13 protein-coding genes and 1 riboswitch are annotated in these 19,739 nt (G+C 75.5%); of the genes, 9 read left to right on the top strand and 4 right to left on the bottom strand.

Annotated features, from left to right (window positions below):
- The first annotated feature begins 90 nt into the window (after positions 1–90).
- From U5M74_RS05510 to U5M74_RS05530, 5 genes are all read left to right on the top strand, one after another.
- A complete protein-coding gene (locus U5M74_RS05510; protein WP_410906919.1) occupies positions 91–2,514 on the top strand; it encodes a rhamnogalacturonan lyase in 2,424 nt (807 codons plus the stop codon).
- Between the two features lie 117 nt (positions 2,515–2,631).
- Complete coding sequence (locus tag U5M74_RS05515; RefSeq protein ID WP_410906921.1) at positions 2,632–3,966, top strand: ABC transporter substrate-binding protein; 1,335 nt, start codon at positions 2,632–2,634, stop codon at positions 3,964–3,966.
- Position 3,967: 1 nt separating this feature from the next.
- On the top strand, positions 3,968–4,921 hold the full coding sequence (locus tag U5M74_RS05520) for a carbohydrate ABC transporter permease (protein WP_069984156.1): 954 nt from the start codon (positions 3,968–3,970) through the stop codon (positions 4,919–4,921).
- Positions 4,918–5,850 carry a carbohydrate ABC transporter permease gene (locus U5M74_RS05525; protein ID WP_410906923.1) on the top strand — a complete coding sequence of 311 codons (933 nt, stop codon included), beginning with the start codon at positions 4,918–4,920 and terminating at the stop codon, positions 5,848–5,850. The genes U5M74_RS05520 and U5M74_RS05525 overlap by 4 nt, the downstream gene beginning before the upstream one ends.
- The gene (locus tag U5M74_RS05530; RefSeq protein WP_410906925.1) at positions 5,847–8,939 is read left to right on the top strand and encodes a glycoside hydrolase family 2 TIM barrel-domain containing protein; all 3,093 of its coding nucleotides are present in this window, start codon (positions 5,847–5,849) and stop codon (positions 8,937–8,939) included. Before U5M74_RS05525 ends, U5M74_RS05530 begins: the two co-directional genes overlap by 4 nt.
- A 104-nt stretch (positions 8,940–9,043) precedes the next feature.
- Here U5M74_RS05530 and U5M74_RS05535 read toward each other — a convergent pair whose 3' ends face one another.
- Both U5M74_RS05535 and U5M74_RS05540 read right to left on the bottom strand, forming a co-directional pair.
- Entirely contained in the window at positions 9,044–11,104 is a 2,061-nt protein-coding gene (locus U5M74_RS05535) for a beta-galactosidase (RefSeq protein WP_410906927.1), read from the bottom strand.
- Positions 11,105–11,196: 92 nt separating this feature from the next.
- On the bottom strand, positions 11,197–12,243 hold the full coding sequence (locus tag U5M74_RS05540; RefSeq protein WP_410906929.1) for a LacI family DNA-binding transcriptional regulator: 1,047 nt from the start codon (positions 12,241–12,243) through the stop codon (positions 11,197–11,199).
- 160 nt (positions 12,244–12,403) lie between these two features.
- On the opposite strand from U5M74_RS05540, the gene U5M74_RS05545 reads away from it, so the two are divergent.
- Entirely contained in the window at positions 12,404–13,270 is an 867-nt protein-coding gene (locus U5M74_RS05545) for an alpha/beta hydrolase (protein ID WP_410906931.1), read from the top strand.
- 63 nt (positions 13,271–13,333) lie between these two features.
- Here U5M74_RS05545 and U5M74_RS05550 read toward each other — a convergent pair whose 3' ends face one another.
- Complete coding sequence (locus U5M74_RS05550; RefSeq protein ID WP_410906933.1) at positions 13,334–14,053, bottom strand: hemerythrin domain-containing protein; 720 nt, start codon at positions 14,051–14,053, stop codon at positions 13,334–13,336.
- Positions 14,054–14,187: 134 nt separating this feature from the next.
- A riboswitch (TPP riboswitch) is annotated at positions 14,188–14,293 on the top strand.
- 84 nt (positions 14,294–14,377) lie between these two features.
- Here U5M74_RS05550 and U5M74_RS05555 point away from each other — a divergent pair.
- The 3 genes from U5M74_RS05555 to U5M74_RS05565 are packed head-to-tail and all read left to right on the top strand — an operon-like array spanning position 14,378 to position 18,455.
- Positions 14,378–15,490 carry a thiamine ABC transporter substrate binding subunit gene (locus tag U5M74_RS05555; RefSeq protein WP_410906935.1) on the top strand — a complete coding sequence of 371 codons (1,113 nt, stop codon included), beginning with the start codon at positions 14,378–14,380 and terminating at the stop codon, positions 15,488–15,490.
- The gene (locus tag U5M74_RS05560; RefSeq protein WP_410907277.1) at positions 15,487–17,208 is read left to right on the top strand and encodes an ABC transporter permease; all 1,722 of its coding nucleotides are present in this window, start codon (positions 15,487–15,489) and stop codon (positions 17,206–17,208) included. The genes U5M74_RS05555 and U5M74_RS05560 overlap by 4 nt, the downstream gene beginning before the upstream one ends.
- Positions 17,208–18,455, top strand: a complete 1,248-nt coding sequence (locus U5M74_RS05565; protein ID WP_410906937.1) for an ABC transporter ATP-binding protein — start codon at positions 17,208–17,210, stop codon at positions 18,453–18,455. Before U5M74_RS05560 ends, U5M74_RS05565 begins: the two co-directional genes overlap by 1 nt.
- A gap of 25 nt (positions 18,456–18,480) precedes the next feature.
- On the opposite strand, the gene U5M74_RS05570 is transcribed toward U5M74_RS05565, so the two are convergent.
- Positions 18,481–19,656: a PrsW family intramembrane metalloprotease gene (locus tag U5M74_RS05570; RefSeq protein ID WP_410906938.1), complete on the bottom strand. Its 1,176-nt coding sequence runs from the start codon at positions 19,654–19,656 to the stop codon at positions 18,481–18,483.
- Positions 19,657–19,739: the final 83 nt, after the last annotated feature.

Below are 19,739 nucleotides of genomic sequence, written 5' to 3' on the forward strand. Positions count from 1 at the left end.
GCTCCGGCCCGGACCCCGGGCCGGACGGCCCGCCCTGCGCGGCGGGCCTTGCGACCGACCACGGCAACGACGCACGGAGGGGGACGAGCGATGCGCACCACCAGGGGGACGTCGAGCACCGGAGGCCCCGGCGCGTGGCGCCGGGAGACCTACGGACCACGAGCACCGCGGCGGGGCACACGACGGGGCACACGACGGGGCACACGGCGGGGCACGCAGCGCGCGGTCGCCGCGCTGACCGTCGCCGTCCTCGCGGCGAGCGGGACGGCGGGGGCCGCGGCGGCGCACGACGACGGCTCCGGGCGCGGCCACGGCCACGCGCGGGGCACGCAGCTCGAGGACCTGGACCGCGGCCTGGTCGCCGTCGGCACGAGCGAGGGGATCTTCCTGTCCTGGCGGCTGCTGGGGGACGAGGTGACGGGCCGCACCGCGACCGGGATGGCGGGCGCCGACTTCGTCGTCTACCGCGACGGGAGGCGGCTCGCCACGGTCACCGGCTCGACGAACTTCGTCGACCCCGACGGCACGGCGCGGTCGCGCTACGCCGTCGCGCCGGTCACCGACGGCCACCAGGGCCGGCGCAGCGCACCGGTCACCGCCTGGGCCGACGGCCACCTCGACATCCCGCTCAGCAAGCCGCCCGCCGGCGTCACGCCGCTCGGCGAGCCGTACGACTACGCGGCGAACGACGCCTCGGTGGCCGACCTCGACGGCGACGGCGCCTACGAGGTCGTCGTGAAGTGGTACCCGTCGCGGGCCAAGGACGTGTCGCAGAAGGGGTACACCGGCAACACCTACCTCGACGCCTACGAGCTGGACGGCACCCAGCTGTGGCGCATCGACCTGGGCGTCAACGTCCGCTCCGGCGCGCACTACACGCAGTTCCCGGTCTACGACTTCGACGGCGACGGCCGCGCGGAGGTCATGGTCAAGACGGCGCCGGGGACCAGGGCGACGACGTACCGGGACGGCCGCCCGGCGAGCAGCCGCTTCGTGCAGATCCCGCAGGACGACCGGCGGGCCGGCGTCACGCACGACGACGACTACCGCTGGAGCGCCGCCGACTACGCCGAGCACCTGGTCGAGGTCTTCCAGGAGTGGACCACCTACCCCGAGGTGCGCAGCGGCCAGTGGCCCGCGACCCTCGAGGAGGCGTTCGGCATCGAGCCGCGGTACGACTACCCGCTGGCCGAGGACGACGCCCGCGAGCTCGTGGACTTCTTCGTCGACGAGTACGCCCCGGGCCGCTCCGACCGCAACGACCTGCGCACCTTCGACGGCTTCGTGCTGTCCGGCCCGGAGTACCTGTCGGTGTTCGACGGGCGCACCGGGCGGCCGCTGGACACGGTGGACTACGAGCCGGGCCGCACCGACGACGGCCTGCGCTGGGGCGACTACGAGTGGACCCGCATCGAGCCGGGCAACCGCGTCGACCGGTTCCTCTCCGGCGTCGCGTACCTGGACGGGGAGCGCCCGTCGGCGATCTTCGCCCGCGGGTACTACACCCGGGCCGCGGTCGTGGCCTACGACTGGGACGGGCGGCGCCTCTCGACCCGGTGGACCGCGGACTCCGGCTTCAAGCCCATGGGCAACCCGTTCGACGACCGCGTGCCGGACCCGGCGCCCGACCGCTCGAACCCGCTGACCGCGCTGTGGGGGCAGGGGTTCCACTCGCTCGCGGCGGCCGACGTCGACGGCGACGGCCGGCACGAGATCGTCTACGGGGCCGCGACGCTCGACGACGACGGGTCGCTGCTGTACTCGTCGTCAGACACCCTGCCCGAGGGCTCGGCGGACCCAGGCGCGACGGCGAACCTGGGGCACGGCGACGCCCTGCACGTCACCGACGTCGACCCCGCGCGCCCCGGCCTGGAGATCTGGAGCTGCCACGAGGGCGGGGCCGGCGTGCCCTACGGCTCGGCGCTGCGCGACGCCGCCACCGGCGAGGTGCTGTTCGGCGCCTTCTCCGGCCGCGACACCGGCCGCTGCATGGTCGGCGACGTGCGCACGGACGTGCCGGGCCTCGAGGTGTGGGCGTCGATGCCGGGCGGGACGGACGCCTCCGGCACCCTGAGCGCCACGGGCGAGCGGCTGTCGGACGCCGTCCCGGGCACCAACCAGTCGGTGCGCTGGGCCGCGGACGGGTCCACGCAGCTCGTCACCGGCGCGCGGGAGGAGACCCCTGCGATCGTCGACGGCGACGGCACCGTGCGCCTGACCCTGACGGGCACGCGCACGAACAACGACACCAAGGGCAACCCGTCGCTCGTGGCCGACGTGCTCGGCGACTGGCGCGAGGAGGTGCTGGTGCGCACGGCGGACTCGTCGGCCCTGCGGCTGTACCTGTCCACCGAGGTCACCGACCGCAAGATGTACACGCTGATGCACGACCCGCAGTACCGGGCCGACGTCGCGCGCCAGCAGACCGCCTACAACCAGCCGGCGTACCCGGGCTTCTACCTGGCCGCGGACACCGACTTCGCGCACGTGCCGGTGCCCCGCCTGCGGCACTGAGCCCGACGGTGCCGGCGGGACCAGATGCCGACCACCTGTTAGGTTGGGCGCGCGCTCGGGGCAGAGCGCACGGGGGGCGACGCTGCCACCAGCCGATTCACGACGAAGTGAGGACGGATGCGAACGATCACCAGACGGGAGCTCCTGGGGCTCGGGCTCGGGGCCGGCGCGGCGGCGGTGCTCGCCGGGTGCGCCACGCCGGGCACGACGTCGGTCAACGCCCAGCCGGTCGTGCCGGCCGCCGCGGGCGAGAAGGTCACGCTGACCTACTGGGCGTGGCTCAAGGACCTGCAGAAGGTCGCCGACGTGTGGAACGCCCAGCACCCGGACGTCCAGGTCGAGGTGGCCTGGATCCCGGGCGGCAACTCCGGCGGGTACCAGAAGCTGTACTCGGCGCTCGCGGCCGGCGGCGGCCCGGACCTGGCGCAGGTGGAGATGCGCACGGTCCCGGAGTTCATGCTCGTCAACGGGCTCGTGGACCTGACCCGGTACGGCGTCGAGGAGCACGCCGAGAAGTTCGACCCGACCCTGTGGTCCCAGGTGAGCTTCGCCGGCGGCGTCTACGGCATCCCGCAGGACTCCGGCCCCACCGGCACGTACTACCGGCCCGACCTCTTCGAGCAGGTCGGGGCCGAGGTGCCGACCACGTGGAGCGAGTGGGCCGAGGTGGCGCCCGCCTTCCGCGACGCCGGGATGTTCATCGACGCGTTCCCACTCTCCGACACCTCCGTCTTCACGGCCCACGCGATGCAGGCCGGCGCCACGTGGCTGCGCACCGCGGAGGACGGCTGGGAGATCGACATGGCGAGCGAGGTGACCCTCGACGTCGCGCGGTTCTTCGACAAGGCGATCGACGACGGCGTCGTCTCCACCTCGCTCAACCCCTACAGCCCCGGCTGGTTCGCCGCCGCGGCCGACGACAAGATCGCCTCCCTGGTGAGCGCGAGCTGGGGCGACGCGCTGCTGGCGGGCGTCAGCGGCGCCGAGGGGAAGTGGCGCGTGGCGCCGGCCCCGCGCTGGGACCACGGGTACGGCTCGTCCTTCATCGGCGGCTCGACGTCGGCGGTGATGGCGAACAGCAAGCACCCGAAGGAGGCGATGGAGTTCGCCGTCTGGCTCAACACCGACCCCGCGGGCATCGACGCCATGATCGAGCACTCGGGCATCGGCTGGTCGCCGGCGCGCGACTACATCGGCCAGGCGCGGCAGCAGCCCAGCGACTTCTTCGGCGGCCAGCGCTACAACACCGAGGTCTTCCAGCCCGCCACCCAGGAGCAGAACCCCGACTGGCAGTGGTGGCCCATCACGCAGCAGACGTTCAACATCCTCGCCGACGGCTTCCGGTCCAAGGCGACGGGCGGCACGCTCGTCGACGCCGTGGTCGCCGCCGAGCAGCGGACCATCGAGGTCTTCCGCAACAAGGGCCTCACGATCCGGAAGGCGGAGGGCTGACATGGCGACCGCGACCACCACCCGTCCCGCCGCCGCGGCGGGGACCACCGACCGGCGCCCGCGCCGGCGCTCCACGGCCGTCACCCGGGCGCCCTGGATCCTCGTGGCGCCGTTCCTCGCGCTGTTCGTGCTGACGTTCGTGCTGCCGATCCTCGTGGCGATCGGCCAGAGCTTCACCACCGTCACCCGCGAGGGCCTGTTCGGCGAGGCCGGCGTGACCAGCAGCTTCGCCTGGTTCGAGAACTACCGGCTGGCGCTCGAGGACGGCAACTTCATCGCCTCGATCGGGCGCATGCTGCTGTTCGGCGTCGTGCAGGTGCCGATCATGATCGTCGCGGCCACGCTGCTCGCGCTGCTGCTCGAGTCGGCGTCCGCGCGCTGGCCGGGGCTCTTCCGCGCGGCGTACTTCCTGCCCTACGGCATCCCGGGCGTGCTGGCCACGATCCTGTGGTCGTTCCTCTACGTGCCCGGCCTCAGCCCGATCATCGACGTCACCAGCATGCTGTTCGGCTTCGAGCCCGACTTCCTCGGGGCCGGGACCGTGCTGTGGTCCATCGCGAACATCGTGACCTGGACCTACGCCGGCTACAACATGCTCATCATCGTGGCCCAGCTCAAGGCGATCCCGCCGGAGCTGTACGAGTCGGCCCGCGTGGACGGCGCCGGCCCGTGGCGCACCGCCTGGAGCATCCAGCTGCCGCTGATCCGCCCGGCCCTGGTGCTCACCACGGTGTTCTCGATCATCGGCACGCTGCAGCTCTTCGCCGAGCCGCAGCTGCTGCAGACCGTCTCGCCGGCGATCGACTCGCAGTACACCCCGAACCTCTCCGCCTACACGACGGCGTTCGCCTACAACGACTACAACGTGGCGGCGGCCCAGTCGGTGCTCATCGCGCTGGTCGCCTTCGCCCTGTCGTTCCTCTTCCTGCGGCTGACGAACAGGAGCTCGCGATGACGACCGCCACCGTCCCGACCCGCCCCCTCGGTCCCGCGGACCGCGCCGAGGCGGCCGACCCCGCGGGGCGCGCCGGCCGCGGCCCCGGCCGCCGGCCCGCCACGACGATCCTCGTCACCGGCATCCTCGTCGTCGTCGCCGTCTACTTCCTCGTGCCCGTCTACTGGGTGGTGGTCGCGGCGACCAAGACCACCGACGACCTGTTCGGCACGAACGGGTTCCTGCTCGGCGAGCAGTTCGCGCTGTTCGAGAACCTCCGCGCCGTCCTGGGCTACGACGACGGCATCTTCGTGCGGTGGTTCCTCAACTCGGTGGTCTACGCGGGGGTGGGCGCGCTCGTGGCGACGTACCTCGCCGCGGCGGCCGGCTACGCCCTCGCCAAGTACCGGTTCCGCGGCAGCAACCTCGTCTTCGGCCTGGTGCTCGGCGGCGTCCTCGTGCCCGGCACCGCCACGGCGCTGCCGCTGTTCCTGCTGTTCAGCCAGCTCGGCCTGGCCAACACGTACTGGAGCGTGCTCATCCCGTCGCTGGTGTCGCCGTTCGGCCTGTTCCTGTGCCGGATCTACGCCGACGCCACGGTGGACGGCTCGCTCGTGGAGGCCGCCCGCATCGACGGCGCCGGCGAGCTGCGCATCTTCCACACCATCGGCCTGCGGATCATGACGCCCGCTCTGGTGACCGTGTTCCTGTTCCAGCTCATCGGCATCTGGAACAACTACTTCCTGCCGCTCGTCATGCTCAGCGACCAGGAGCTGTACCCGATCACGCTCGGCCTGAACAACTGGCGCAGCCAGACCGACCGGCTGCCGGAGTTCTACGAGCTGACCACCGGGGGCGTGCTGCTCTCGGTCATCCCGCTCGCCGTCGCCATGATCGTGCTCCAGCGGTTCTGGCGCGGCGGCCTCACGGAAGGCGCTGTGAAGGCATGACCCTGCTGTCCCACGAGTCCACGGTCCCGGCCGCCGGGCGCGTCGAGCCGCCGCGGGCGGCGCTCGACAGCGACGCGCCCCGGCTGTCCCTCGACGGGACCTGGCGGTTCCGGCTGCTGCCCGGCGTGCCGGGCACGCCGGGCGGCCACGGGGTGTTGCCCGACGGCGAGGCGCCCGACGACTTCGCCCGACCCGACTACGCGCCCGGCGCCGGCTGGGACGACGTCCCGGTGCCGGCCCACTGGGTGCTGGTCGGCGACGGCCGCTACGGGCGCCCGATCTACACCAACGTGCAGTTCCCGTTCCCCGTGGACCCGCCGCACGTGCCGGACGAGAACCCGACCGGCGACTACCGGCGCGACGTCGAGGTGCCGGAGGCCTGGACGCGCGAGGGCCGGGTGCTGCTGCGGTTCGACGGCGTCGAGTCGTTCTTCCGGGTGTGGGTCAACGGCGTCGAGGTGGGCGCCGCCTCGGGCAGCCGGCTCGCGCACGAGCTCGACGTCACCGAGGTGGTGCGCCCCGGCGCCAACACCGTCGCGGTGCGGGTGGTGCAGTGGTCGGCCGCCAGCTACCTCGAGGACCAGGACCAGTGGTGGCTGCCGGGCATCTTCCGCGACGTCACGCTGCTGCACCGGCCGGCCGGCGCGCTCGACGACGTGTGGCTCGACGCCGACGTCGACCCTTCGACGCTCGAGGGGACCGTGGTGCCCGAGCTGCGCGCCGGCGCAGCGGCCTTCCCCGTGCGGCTGCGGGTCGACGAGCTCGGCGTCGACGTGACGTGGCAGACGCCCGACGACGTCGCGCCCGTGGCGGTCGGCGTGGTCGAGCCGTGGTCGCCCGAGACGCCGCGGCGCTACACCGCGACCGTGGCCGCGACGGGGGAGACCGTCACGCTGCGGCTCGGGTTCCGCCGGGTCGAGATCGTGGGCGACCGGCTGCTGGTCACCGGCCGGCCGGTGACGTTCTCCGGCATGAACCGGCACGAGACGCACCCGGACCGCGGCCGCGTCTTCGACGAGGCGCACGCCCGGGCGGACCTGGCGCAGATGAAGCGCCACAACGTCAACGCGATCCGCACCAGCCACTACCCGCCGCACCCGCGGCTGCTGGACCTCGCCGACGAGCTCGGCCTGTGGGTGATCCTCGAGTGCGACCTCGAGACCCACGGCTTCGAGGCCGGCGGCTGGGTGGACAACCCCAGCGACGACCCGCGCTGGCGCGAGGCCTACCTCGACCGTGTCCGCCGCACCGTGGAGCGGGACAAGAACCACCCGAGCGTGGTGCTGTGGTCGCTGGGCAACGAGTCGGGCACGGGCCGCAACCTCGCCGCGATGGCCGAGTGGGTGCACGGCCGCGACCGCACGCGCCCGGTGCACTACGAGGGCGACTACGCCGGCGAGTACACCGACGTCTACTCGCGGATGTACGCCACGGTGCCCGAGGTGGAGTCGATCGGGGCTGCCGACGGCAGCGCCGGCCGGTCGTTCACGCCGCTGCTCGGCTGCAGCACCGCCGACGCCGCGCGGCAGCGGTCCAAGCCCTTCCTGCTGTGCGAGTACGCGCACGCCATGGGCAACGGCCCCGGCGCGCTGGACCAGTACCGCGAGCTCGTCGACCGCTTCGACCGGCTGCACGGCGGGTTCGTCTGGGAGTGGCGCGACCACGGCATCCGCACCACGACGCCCGACGGCGTCGAGTACTTCGCCTACGGCGGCGACTTCGGCGAGGTGGTGCACGACGGCAACTTCGTCATGGACGGCATGGTGCTGTCCGACGGCACCCCGAGCCCCGGCCTGGCGGAGTTCGCCCACGTCGAGCGGCCGGTCGTCGTGCGGCCCGCCGCGGCCGGATCAGCCGGTGCGACCGGCGGCGCCGTCGAGGTCCGGAGCCGCCGGTTCGCCGCGGACACCGCCGACCTCGAGCTGCGCTGGCGCGTCGAGCACGACGGCGCGGTGGTGGCGCAGGGCACGGCGCCGGCCGCGGACGCCGACGGCCGGCCGGTGGCCGCCGGCCGGCGCGCCGTCGTCGAGCTGTTCGACGCCGCCGCGCTCCCGCAGCCGGCGCCGGGCACCGAGGCGTTCGCCACGGTCGAGGTGGCCCTGCGCGAGGCGACCGCCTGGGCGGAGGCCGGCCACGTGGTCGGGCGCGACCAGTGGGCGCTGCCCGTCCCCGCCCCGGTCCGCGCGCCGCGCCGGGCGGGCGTGCCGCTCGCGGACGCGCCCGTCGTCTTCCGCGGGGCGGAGCTCGTGGAGCTCGCCGGCGCCGCCGTCTCGGCGCCGCGCGTCGAGCTGTGGCGCGCACCCACCGACAACGACCGCGGCGCCGCGATGGGCAGCTACGACGTCGACGACCCGACCGCGCTGCCCTGGCGCGGCGAGCCCGCCCTGCCGGCCGCGGTGCGCTGGCGGGCCCAGGGCCTCGACCGGCTGGTGCACCGCACGGTCGACGTCGAGGAGTCGCCGCAGCGGCTGCGCGTGCTGCGGCGGGTCTCGGCCGCCCAGAGCCGGGCGTCGCTCGACGTCGAGGAGACGTGGACCGCCGAGCGCGCCGCCGACGGCGCGGTCGAGGCCGTGCTGCGCGTCGTCGTCGCGCCGGACGACGGCTGGCCGGACGTGTGGCCCCGCGTGGGCGTGCACCTCGGGCTGCCCACCGACGTCGACGGCGCCGGCTGGCTCGGCCTGGGCCCGCACGACTCCTACCCCGACGTGCGCGGGTCCGTCGTCGTCGGCCGGTACCACGCCGGGATCGGCGACCTCACCGTGCCGTACGCGCGGCCGCAGGAGTCCGGGCACCGCTCCGAGGTCCGCGAGCTGGACCTCGAGCGGTCGGGGCGACCGTGGCTGCGGATGGTCGCGCGCCGCGACGCACAGGGCCGCCTGCCCGGGTTCACCCTCGCGCGGCACTCGGCGCACGAGCTGGCCGCGGCCGGGCACCCGCACGAGCTGCCCACCCCGCGGCGGCACCACCTGTACGTCGACGCCGCCCAGCACGGCCTCGGCTCGCGGGCGTGCGGCCCGGACGTGTGGCCGACGGCGATGCTGCGGCCCTCGGCGCGCACGCTCGAGCTGCGCTGGCGGGCGCTGGGCTGACCGGCCCCGGCACGGACGGACGGCGGCGCCCCGCGGAGGGGCGCCGCCGTCCGTCCGTGCGCGGGGCACCGGTCCGGGACGCCGGCCCGGTACCCGCGCGGGCGTCAGCCCTCGCGGACCACGCGCACGGCGCCGCCGGGCACCACGAGCGTGCCGTCGACCTCGTCGCCGGTGACGAGCTCGCTGCCCGTCGCCTTGACCGCCGCCTCCGCCGGGCCGTGGTTGATCGCGAACAGCCAGGACCGGCCGTCGTCGGCGTGCCGGCGCACCAGCTCCAGGCCGACGGCCGGCTCGTCCTCGGGCAGCACGCCGGCCTCGGTCGCGACGGCGCGGGCCAGCGCCGTCGTCGCGGCCTCGTCGAGCCGGGCGCCGGTGTACCAGGCCGCCCCGCCGCCGGGCGTGGCGCGGCGGGTCACCGCCGGCCAGCCGGACAGCACGCCGTCGTCGTACACCGCGACCACGTCGGTGCCCTCGGCGACGTGCGTGCGCTCCGTCCACAGGTCCGCCACGGCGCCCTCGGGCAGCGGGCCGCCCACGACGCGCACCGTCTCGCCCTCCTGCAGGGTGGCGAACTCCTCGGTGCGCACGCCGAGCAGGTCGCGGAACGCGCCGGGGTAGCCGCCGAGGCGCACGTGGTCGTGCTCGTCGACGATCCCGGAGAAGTACGTGACCAGCACCGTCGCGCCGCGGTCGGCCGCCGCCGCGAGGTTCGCGGCGTCGGCGTCGGTGACGAGGTACAGGGTGGGCACGACGACGAGGTCGTAGCCGGCGAGGTCGCCGCCGGGGTGCACGACGTCGACCGTGACGCCCAGCCGCCACAGGGCGGCGTACCAGGCGCGCACCTGGTCGGTGTAGCGGAACGCCTGCGTGGGGTGCGAGTCGAGCTCGGACGCCCACCACGCTTCGTAGTCGAAGACGAGCGCGGCGCGCGAGCGCACGCGCGAGCCGCGGACCTCGCCCAGCGCGCGCAGCGCGCGCCCGAGAGTGACGACGTCGCGCCACACGTCGGTGCCGGTGCCGCCGTGCGGCACCATCGCCGAGTGGAACTTCTCCGCCCCGGCGGCGGACTGGCGCCACTGGAAGAACATCACCGAGTCGGCGCCGCGGGCCACGTGCGACAGCGAGTTGCGCAGCATCTCGCCCGGCGCCTTCGGGCGGTTGCGCGGCTGCCAGTTGACCGCCGAGGTGGAGTGCTCCATGAGGATCCACGGGTCGCCGCCGGCGATGCCGCGGGTGAGGTCGGCGGAGAACGCCAGCTCGACGTGCCGCTCGTCGTCGGCCGCGATCGTGTAGTGGTCGTTGGCGACCACGTCGAGGTCGGCGGCCCAGGAGAAGTAGTCCATGCCCTTGGTGCCGGTGGACGCCATGAGGTTCGTGGTCGTCGGCACGTCGGGCGTGAGCTCGCGCAGCGTGTCGCGCAGGTCGCGGTAGTAGTCGCGCAGCGCGTCGGAGCTGAACCGGTCGAAGTCGAGCTGCTGCGTGGGGTTGGCGTAGGTCGGCGCCGCCAGCGGCGGCAGCACGTCGTCGAACGAGCCGTAGCGCTGCGACCAGAACGCCGTGCCCCAGGCCGCGTTGAGCGCCTCGAGGGTGCCGTAGCGCGCCCGCAGCCACTCGCGGAACGCCTCGGCGGCCGCGTCGGAGTAGTCGCGCGGCACGTGGCATCCGATCTCGTTGTCGACGTGCCACAGCGCCAGCGCCGGGTGGTCGCCGTAGCGCTCGGCCATGCGGGCGGCCATCTTCAGCGCGTAGTCCCGGTAGACGGGGTGGGTGGGGGCGTAGGCCTGGCGGCCGCCCTGGTGCAGCACGGTGCCGTCGGCCAGGCGGGGCAGGATCTCGGGGTGGCGGCGGGTGAGCCACGGCGGGGGCGAGGCGGTGGCGGTGGCCAGCGCGACGCGCACGCCGCCGTCGTGCAGCCGGTCCATGGTGCGGTCGAGCCAGGCCCAGTCGAGCTCGCCCTCGACCGGCTCGATGGTCGCCCAGGAGAAGATCGCGACGCTGACGAGGTTGACCCCCGCCTCGCGCATGAGGCGCACGTCCTCGACCTGCACCTCGTCCGGCCACTGCTCGGGGTTGTAGTCGCCCCCGTAGCCGAGCCCGTCGATCCGGGCGTTCCAGGGCCGCACGGCGGCCGGGTCGAAGCCCTCGGGGGCGCTGCGTCGTCGCATGGCGGCGAGTATGGCACGGGGGCCGTCCCGGCGGCAGGGGATGTGGTGAAACGGTTCAGGGCGGCGACGCGGGCCGGGCCCCCGCGGCGCGGTCAGCGGCTGCGGCCGCCGCTCGACTCGCGCACCACGAGCTCGGGCTGGAACAGCACCTGCTCGGCGCGCCCGTCGTCGCCGCGCAGCAGCAGGTCGGCCGCCCGCTCGCCGAGGCGGTGGCGCGGCTGGCGCACGGAGGTCAGCGGCGTCGCGAGCTCGGCAGCGAACGTCACGTCGTCGTAGCCGACCAGCGCCATGTCCGTGGGCACGGCGATCCCCAGCTCGCGCAGGGTGCGCAGGGCGCCGAGCGCCGTGAGGTCGTTGACGCAGAAGACCGCCGTCGCGCTGTCCCCGGAGGCCGCCAGGCGCCGGGTCGCGGCCTCGCCGCCCTCGGCGTCCAGCGACGGCACGGTGAGCTCCACGACGGCCTCGGCCGGGTCGAGGCCGGCCTCGGCGACCGCCTGCAGCACGCCGGCGTGCCGGTCGGCGCACTGGCGGATGGTGTGCGGCCCGTTGAGGAACGCGATCCGCGCGTGCCCCTGCGCCAGCAGGTGGGCCGCGGCGAGCGCGCCGCCGGTGACGTCGTCGACGGCCACGGAGGACACGTCGGGCAGCGGGGAGGGGCGGTCGAGCAGCACGACGCCGACGCCGCGCGAGCGCAGGGCGAGCAGGTGGTCGATCTGCTCGGTGGCAGGCACCACCATGACGCCGCGCACGCCGTGCCCCTCGAACAGGCGCAGGTAGCGCTGCTCGCGGTCGGGGTCGTCCTGGGAGCTGGCGACCATGAGCGTGCAGTCGGCCTGCGCCAGGCGGTCCTCGATGCCGCGCGCGACGTCGGTGAAGAACGGGTTGGCGATGTCGAGCACGATCGCCCCGACCGTGGTGATCGTGCCCGCCCGCAGCTGGCGCGCCGAGCCGTTCGGCACGAACGCGAGCCGCGCGATCGCCGCCTCCACCCGCTCACGCGTGGCCGGCGCGACGCGGTCGGGCCGGTTGAGCACGTTGGACACCGTGCCGACGGAGACCTCCGCCAGGCGCGCGACGTCGCTGATCGACGGGCGGCGGCGTGCGCCCTGCCGCGGCCGGGGCTGGGCCGGCGTGGTCATGTGCTCCTCCTCGTCCCGGGCGCCGTCGCCCGGTCGTGACCCGTCTCCGCGCCACCTCGGTGTGGTGCTGCCGCGGCGAGCACGCTCCCGGCCATTATGAAGCGATTCACCAGCGCCGCGGCGGTGGACCGGCCGCGTGCCGCGACGGACGAGGAGGACCATGACCGGCAGCAGCGCCAACGCACCCCTCGACGAGCGCCTCACGGTGGTCCCCGCGGCGGGCGCCGGGGAAGGCGCCGCAGGAGGTGCTGCAGGAGGTGCCGGGCGCGGCGCGGGCGACGCCCGGCCCGCCGTCCTCGTGCTGCCCGGCGGCGGGTACGAGCGCCAGGCCGACCACGAGGCCGAGCCCGTCGCCGCCTGGCTCGCGGGCCTCGGGCTGCACGCCGTCGTCCTGCGCTACCGCGTCGCGCCGCACCGCCACCCGGCGCCGCTCGACGACGCCCGCGCCGCGCTGCGCCGGCTGCGCGCCGGCGACCTCGGCGTCGCGGCCGATCCGCGCGCCGTCGGGGTGCTCGGCTTCTCCGCCGGCGGGCACCTCGCCGCCACGCTCAGCACCCTCGGCGACGACGACCGCGCCGTCGGCGGCGACGGTGGCGACGGTGACGACGGTGACGACGACAACGGTGGCGGCGGCGTGAGCGCGCGCCCCGACTTCGCCGTCCTGTGCTACCCGGTGATCTCCCTCGAGGACGAGACCCACGAGGGCTCGGTGGCGGCGCTGCTGGGGCCGGACGCGACGCCGGAGGCGCGCCGGGCGCTCAGCGCGGACCGGCTCGTCACTGCCGCGACGGCGCCCACCTTCCTGTGGCACACGGCCGACGACGAGGCCGTGCCGGTGACCAACGCGCTGCGGTACGCCTCGGCGCTGCACCGCGCGGGCGTGCCGGCGTCGCTGCACGTCTACCCGCACGGGCGGCACGGGCTGGGGCTCGCCGCGGGCGAGCCGGGCGCGGGGCGGTGGACCGCGGAGTGCGCGGCGTGGCTGCGGGAGAGAGGCATCGCCCCGGCGCCCCCGGACCGCGGCTGAGCCTCCGGCGCGCCGGGACCGACCGGGGCAGGGCGGTGCGTCGGGCGGCCCTCAGGCCGCCCCTCAGGCGGCGCTGCCCGTGCTGCGGGTGGAGGGGTCCTCCCCGATGCGCAGCAGCGGAAAGCGCTCGACGCGGTGCGCCGCCGCGGTGAGCACCCGCGACGCCGCCCACAGCCGGTCGGCGACGTCGCCGGAGGACCGCCGGGCGACCGCCTCGGCGGCGTCGCGCAGCCGGTCGAGCACCGACAGCGGCAGGGCCGAGATCACGTTGCCCGGCGGCCGGCGTGCCACGACCGGGTGCGCTCGCGTGGGGGCGATGCGGCGGAGGACCTCCCAGTACACCCCGAGACGCCGCAGCTCGGCGGTGGTCGTCACGGCCTGCAGCCGCGGGAACAGCTCGTCCTCCTCGTCGCGCACGTCCTCGCGCAGCACCTCGACCAGCCGTTCGAGGACCGGGCCGCGCTCCGGGTCGTCGGGGTCGAGCCGCTCGAGCCGCGTGACGAGCTCGTTGACCTCCTGGTGCTCCTGCTCCACCTCGAGCGTCAGCGCGTGCCCGTCCGGCAGCGCCCGGCGCATCACCGGCCACAGCACCGACTCCTCGGCGAACGCGTGCGGGAAGACGAGGCGGTAGATCCGCAGCAGCACCCGTTCCTGCTCCTGGCCGTGCGTGCCCTCCAGCTGTTGCAGCAGCCGGTCGAGCTTCACGTGGTCGCGCTTCTGCCGCGCGAGGACGCTCACGCGCCCGCCCAGCTCCGCGTCGGTCTGCTCGGCGATCGAGGTCATGGGCGGGCACCTTCCGGGCGTCGGGCGGGGTGCGCGCACCGTATGCCCGCTCGACGGGGCCCGCACACGTTCGCGCGTCGGTCGACCGTCGGCCGGCCGGCGGCCGGTGCCAGGCGTGCCGCGGTAGACTCGGGGGCGAACGACAGGGGAGCGCCATCGGGGCGCTGAGAGTGCGGGCCACCGCAGACCCTCGAACCTGATCCGGTTAGCACCGGTGGAGGAAGTCGGGCTTCTCGATCCCTGCGCGTGCGTCGTCGGCGGCCGTGCGGCCGCGGGCGCGGCACGCGCGGGGCCCCCTTCTCGACGTCCGAGGAGGACCTTCGCATGACCACCACGCACGGCGGCACCGCCCGCCGCGCCCTCGTCCGCCGCGCCGCCACCCGCATCGGCGCCGTCGCCGCCGCCGTCGGCCTGCTGCCCGCCCTCGCCGCCTGCGGTGGCGGGGACGAGCCGGGCGCGAGCGCGTCGTCCGGCGCGGCGTCGGGCACCGTCACCCTCGTGACCCACGACTCCTGGGCGGTGAGCGAGGAGGTGCTCGCCGCGTTCGAGGAGGAGTCCGGGCTCGAGGTGAAGCAGGTGCCCGCCGGCGACGCCGGCACCCTGGCCAACCAGCTCGTGCTGACCAAGGACGCGCCGCTCGGCGACGTCGTCTTCGGCATCGACAACACCTTCGCCTCGCGCGTGGTCGACGCCGGCGTGCTCGACCCGTACACGCCGTCCGCGCTGCCGGAGTCCGCGCAGCAGTACGCCGTCGGCGACGGCGGCGAGCTCACGCCCGTGGACATGGGCGACGTGTGCATGAACCTCGACACCGGCTGGTTCGACGAGCAGGGCCTCGAGCGGCCGCAGACGCTCGAGGACCTCACGGAGCCGGAGTACCGCGACCTCACGGTGGTCACCAACCCGGCGACGTCGTCGCCCGGCCTGGCGTTCCTGCTCGGCACCGTCGGCGCGTTCGGCGAGGACGGCTGGCAGGGGTACTGGGAGCGCCTGCGCGACAACGGGCTCAAGGTCGACGACTCCTGGGAGGACGCGTACTACGCCGACTTCTCCGGCGCCGGCGAGGGCGGCCAGCGCCCGATCGTGCTGTCCTACGCCACCAGCCCGGCGTTCACCGTGACCGAGGACGGCTCGGCCTCGACCACCGCCGCGATGCTGGACACCTGCTTCCGCCAGGTGGAGTACGCCGGCGTGCTGGCCGGCGCCGCCAACCCCGAGGGCGCACGGCAGCTCGTCGACTTCCTGGTGTCGGAGGCGTTCCAGGCCGACGTGCCGGGTCAGATGTACATGTACCCGGTGGACGACGCGGTCGAGCTGCCCGCCGAGTGGCAGCAGTTCGCGCCGCTCGCCGAGAACCCCTTCACGGTGGAGCCGGCGGACGTCGCCGAGCACCGCGAGGAGTGGATCGAGCAGTGGACGCAGACGGTCGTCGGCTGACGACGGGCGCGCGCCGCGGCGGCGTCACCCCCGGCACCCTCGGCCGCGGCGCCGCCTGGGCGCTCGCGGCCGGGGTGCCGCTGCTGTTCCTCGGCGTGTTCTTCGCCTGGCCGGTGCTCGCGCTGGTCGGGCGCGGGTTCCTCGGCGAGTCCGGCGGCGTCGACCTGTCCGCCTTCCGCGACGTGCTGGCCGCGCCCCGGACCTGGCGGCTGGTCGGCCTGACGCTGGGGCAGGCCGCCGCCGGGACGGCAGGGTCGGTGCTGCTGGGGCTCCCGGCCGCCTACGTGCTGTACCGCTGCCGGTTCCCCGGCCGCACGCTCGTGCGCGGCCTCGTCACGGTGCCGTTCGTGCTGCCCTCGGTGGTGGTCGGCGTCGCCTTCTCGTCGCTGCTGCAGCCCGGCGGCCTGCTCGGGTGGGCGCACCTGGAGGAGACGTTCGCCGCCGTCGTGCTCGCGCTCGTGTTCTTCAACTACGCGGTGGTGGTCCGCACCGTCGGCGGCCTGTGGGAGCGGCTCGACCCGCGCGCCGAGCAGGCCGCGCGGGCGCTCGGCGCCTCCCCGTGGCGGGCCTTCCGCACGGTCACCCTGCCGGCGCTCGCCCCGGCGATCGCCTCGGCCGCCGCCGTCGTCTTCCTGTTCTGCGCGACGGCGTTCGGCGTCGTGCTGGTGCTCGGCGGCATCCGCTACGGCACCGTCGAGACGGAGATCTGGACGCGCACCACCCAGTTCCTCGACCTGCGCACCGCGTCGGTGCTGTCGATCCTGCAGCTCGTGGTCGTCGCCGCGGCGCTCGCCGTGTCGTCCCGCGCCCGCGCCCGGCGCGAGCACGCGCTCCAGCTCCTGCCGGAGCGCAGCACCGCCCGCGCGCTCGACCCGCGCCGCGGCCCCGACGCCGCCGCCGCGGCGGTGACGGCGCTGACCGTCGTCGGGCTCGTGCTGCTGCCGATCGCCGGCCTGGTGCTGCGCTCCTTCCGCGCGACCGACGGCACCTGGGGCCTGGACAACTACGTCGCGCTCGGGACCACGGGCGGGCGCAACGCCCTCGTGGTGACGGTGTGGGAGGCCCTGGGCACCTCGCTGCGCACCGCGCTGCTGGCCGCGGCGCTCGCCGTCGTCGTGGGCGGGCTCGTGGCCCTGGTGGTGTCCCGCCGGCCGCGCGCCCGCGCCGCCCGCCGCACGGTGGGCGTGCTCGACGCGGTGTTCATGCTGCCGCTCGGCGTCTCGGCCGTGACGGTGGGGTTCGGCTTCCTCGTGACGCTCGACCGGCCGCTCGGCCTCGACGTCGACCTGCGCACGTCCGGCCTGCTGGTGCCGGTGGCGCAGGCCGTGGTGGCCGTCCCGCTGGTGGTGCGCACCGTGCTGCCGGTGCTGCGGGCGATCGACCCGCGCCTGCGGGAGGCGGCGGCCGTGCTCGGCGCGGCGCCCGGCCGCGTGCTGCGCGACGTCGACCTGCCGGTGGCGCTGCGCTCGCTGGGCCTGGCGGTGGGCTTCGCCTTCGCCGTGTCGCTGGGCGAGTTCGGTGCGACGTCGTTCCTGGCGCGGCCGGACGCCGCGACGCTGCCGGTGGTGATCTTCCGGCTCATCGGCCGACCGGGCGCGGACAACTACGGCATGGCGCTGGCGGCGTCCGTGGTGCTGGCGGTGCTCACCGCCGCGGTGATGATGCTGGCCGAGCGGCTGCGCGGGGACCGCCTCGGCGCGGCCGGAGGGGAGTTCTGATGGGCCTGCACGTGCGGGACGCCGTGGTGCGGTACGACGGCACGACGGCGGTGGGCGGCGTCTCGCTCGACGTCGCCGACGGCGAGGTGCTGGCGCTGCTGGGCCCCAGCGGCTGCGGCAAGTCGTCGCTGCTGCGCGCGGTCGCCGGGCTGGAGCCGCTCGCGGCGGGCGGCGTCGCCTTCGACGGCCAGGACCTGGCCGGCGTGCCGGTGCACCGCCGCGGGTTCGGGCTGCTGTTCCAGGACGGCCAGCTCTTCGCGCACCGCGACGTGGCCCGCAACGTCGCCTACGGGCTGGAGACCGCGCGCGTGCCGCGGGCCGAGCGGGCCGCGCGGGTGCGCGAGCTGCTCGAGCTCGTGGGGCTGGCCGGGTACGAGCGCCGGGCCGTGGCCACGCTGTCGGGCGGGGAGCGGCAGCGCGTCGCCCTGGCCCGGGCGCTGGCGCCGCGCCCGCGGCTGCTGCTGCTCGACGAGCCCTTCTCCGCCCTGGACCGCGGGCTGCGCGAGCGGCTGGCCGTCGAGGTGCGGGCCATCCTCACGCGCACCGGCACCACCGCCGTCTTCGTCACCCACGACCACGACGAGGCGTTCACCGTGGCCGACCGGGTCGCCGTGATGGGCGCGCGAGAGGGCGGCGGCGCGCGGCTCCTCCCGGGCTCCGGCGCGCGAGCGTCCCGCGATGTCGCCGAAGCCGGCGCGGAGGACGACGAGGCGGGACGCTCGCCGGACGGGCGTGGCGCCGAGGGTGGCGTGCTGCTGCAGGTCGCGGCCCCCGAGGAGCTGTGGCGCGCGCCGGTGTCGCGACGGGTGGCCCGGTTCCTGGGCTACCAGGTGTTCGTGCCGCTCGCGGAGCTGCCCGGCGTCCCCGAGCACGACGGCTGGCTCGCCGTCGGACCCACCGGCCTGCGCGTCCTGCCCGTCGACGTGTCAGAACGGCGGTGGGGCATGGCGCACCCGGCGTCTGACACGTCCGGCGGTGCGGGGCGGGGCACGGTGGCGGGCACGGTGGCGGGCACGGTGGCGGGCACGGTGGCGAGCGTGGCGGCGGGCACCTGGACCGGCGAGGCGGTCGGGTCGGTGTTCCGGCGCGGGCGCACCGAGGTCACGGTCGACGTCGACCTCGGCGCCGGCACGCAGCGGCTCGCGGCGGTGCTCGACGGCGCGGTACCTGGCGGCGGGGCGCCCGCGCCCGGCGACAAGGTCGCGGTGGTGCTCGACCCCGCCGGCTGCGCCGTCGTCCGCCGCTGACGGCTGCGCCGTCGTCCGCCGCTGATCAGCGCAGCAGCCCGGGCGGCGCGGCGGGGCCGGACCCGCGCAGCCGGCGCGCCGCCTCCGCGCCGAGGAACGCCTGGCGCGCGGCGTACATCAGCGCCACCAGCGGCTGGCGGCGCATCTCGAACTCTGCCCGCTCGATGCCGCCGCGGTCGGCCCGCTGGTGCAGCAGCGCGAGCTCGACGGCGGCCTGCTGGTAGTCCGTCATGGCGCGGGCGGTGGCCGTGCCGCCCGCCCCGCGCGCCCAGACCCGGGCCGCGCGGCGCGCGGGCATGCTGGCGAGCATCCGCACGTCCTGCGCCGTGACGGCGCCGGTCGCCGCGTAGGGCGGCAGGTAGCGGCCCACCATCGCGACCGTCCGGGTGCGGTCCCGGCGCACCACCACCAGCAGCGCCACCAGGACGACGAAGCCGACCCCGTAGGCGAACACCACGCCGGCGAACCCGAACGCCGTCGACCCGTTCCACAGGGCGTGCAGCGCCATCGCGCCGGCCAGCCCGACGAAGGCGGGCACCAGCCGGCCCGGCCCGGGCCGCCGCGTCGCGGCCGCCGCGATCCCGACGCCGGTCAGCGACGTGCACAGCGGGTGCAGCAGCGGCGTGAGGATGCCGCGGGCCAGGAACGTCGCCTCGAGCTCGCCGAGCTGCGCCGTGGCCGTGTAGTAGCTGACGTTCTCCACGGTGGCGAAGCCGAGGCCCACCATCGAGCCGTAGATGATGCCGTCGGTAGGGCCGTTGAGCTCGTGCCGGCGCAGCCAGAGCATGCCGAACAGCACGGCGCCCTTGAGCGTCTCCTCCACCACCGGCGCGCCGAGCGTGGCGCTCAGGTACTGGCCGAGGTCGGGGCCGAAGAGCGGCTCGAGCAGCAGCGCGTAGCCGAGGGTGTTGACGAACATCGCCACGAGCACGGCCACGCCGGCGCCCCACAGGAACGCGAGCAGCAGGGCGTCGGGCGGTTCGGGCTCGAGGCGGTCGAGCGCCAGGATGCCGGACAGCAGCAGGGGCAGCGGCAGCAGCGCGAGCAGCAGCCCGACCGCGAAGGTGGGCCCCTCGAGCGCGATGACGAAGAGCGCGACCAGCAGGCAGACCGACGAGATCGCGATCAGCAGGATCGTGCCGACGGAGGGACGGGCGGTCGAGCGCCCCGCCAGGATCGCCCGGGGGTCGAGGGCGGACATGCCTCGGATGCTACGGGGCGGGTGGTCCGCCCGCCCTGCGGCGGGCGCGGGCGGCCCGACGACGGTGCGCCGGGCCGCCCGCG

This window comes from Puerhibacterium sp. TATVAM-FAB25 (genome assembly GCF_046535855.1).
Lineage (GTDB): Bacteria > Actinomycetota > Actinomycetes > Actinomycetales > Cellulomonadaceae > Puerhibacterium > Puerhibacterium variabilis_A.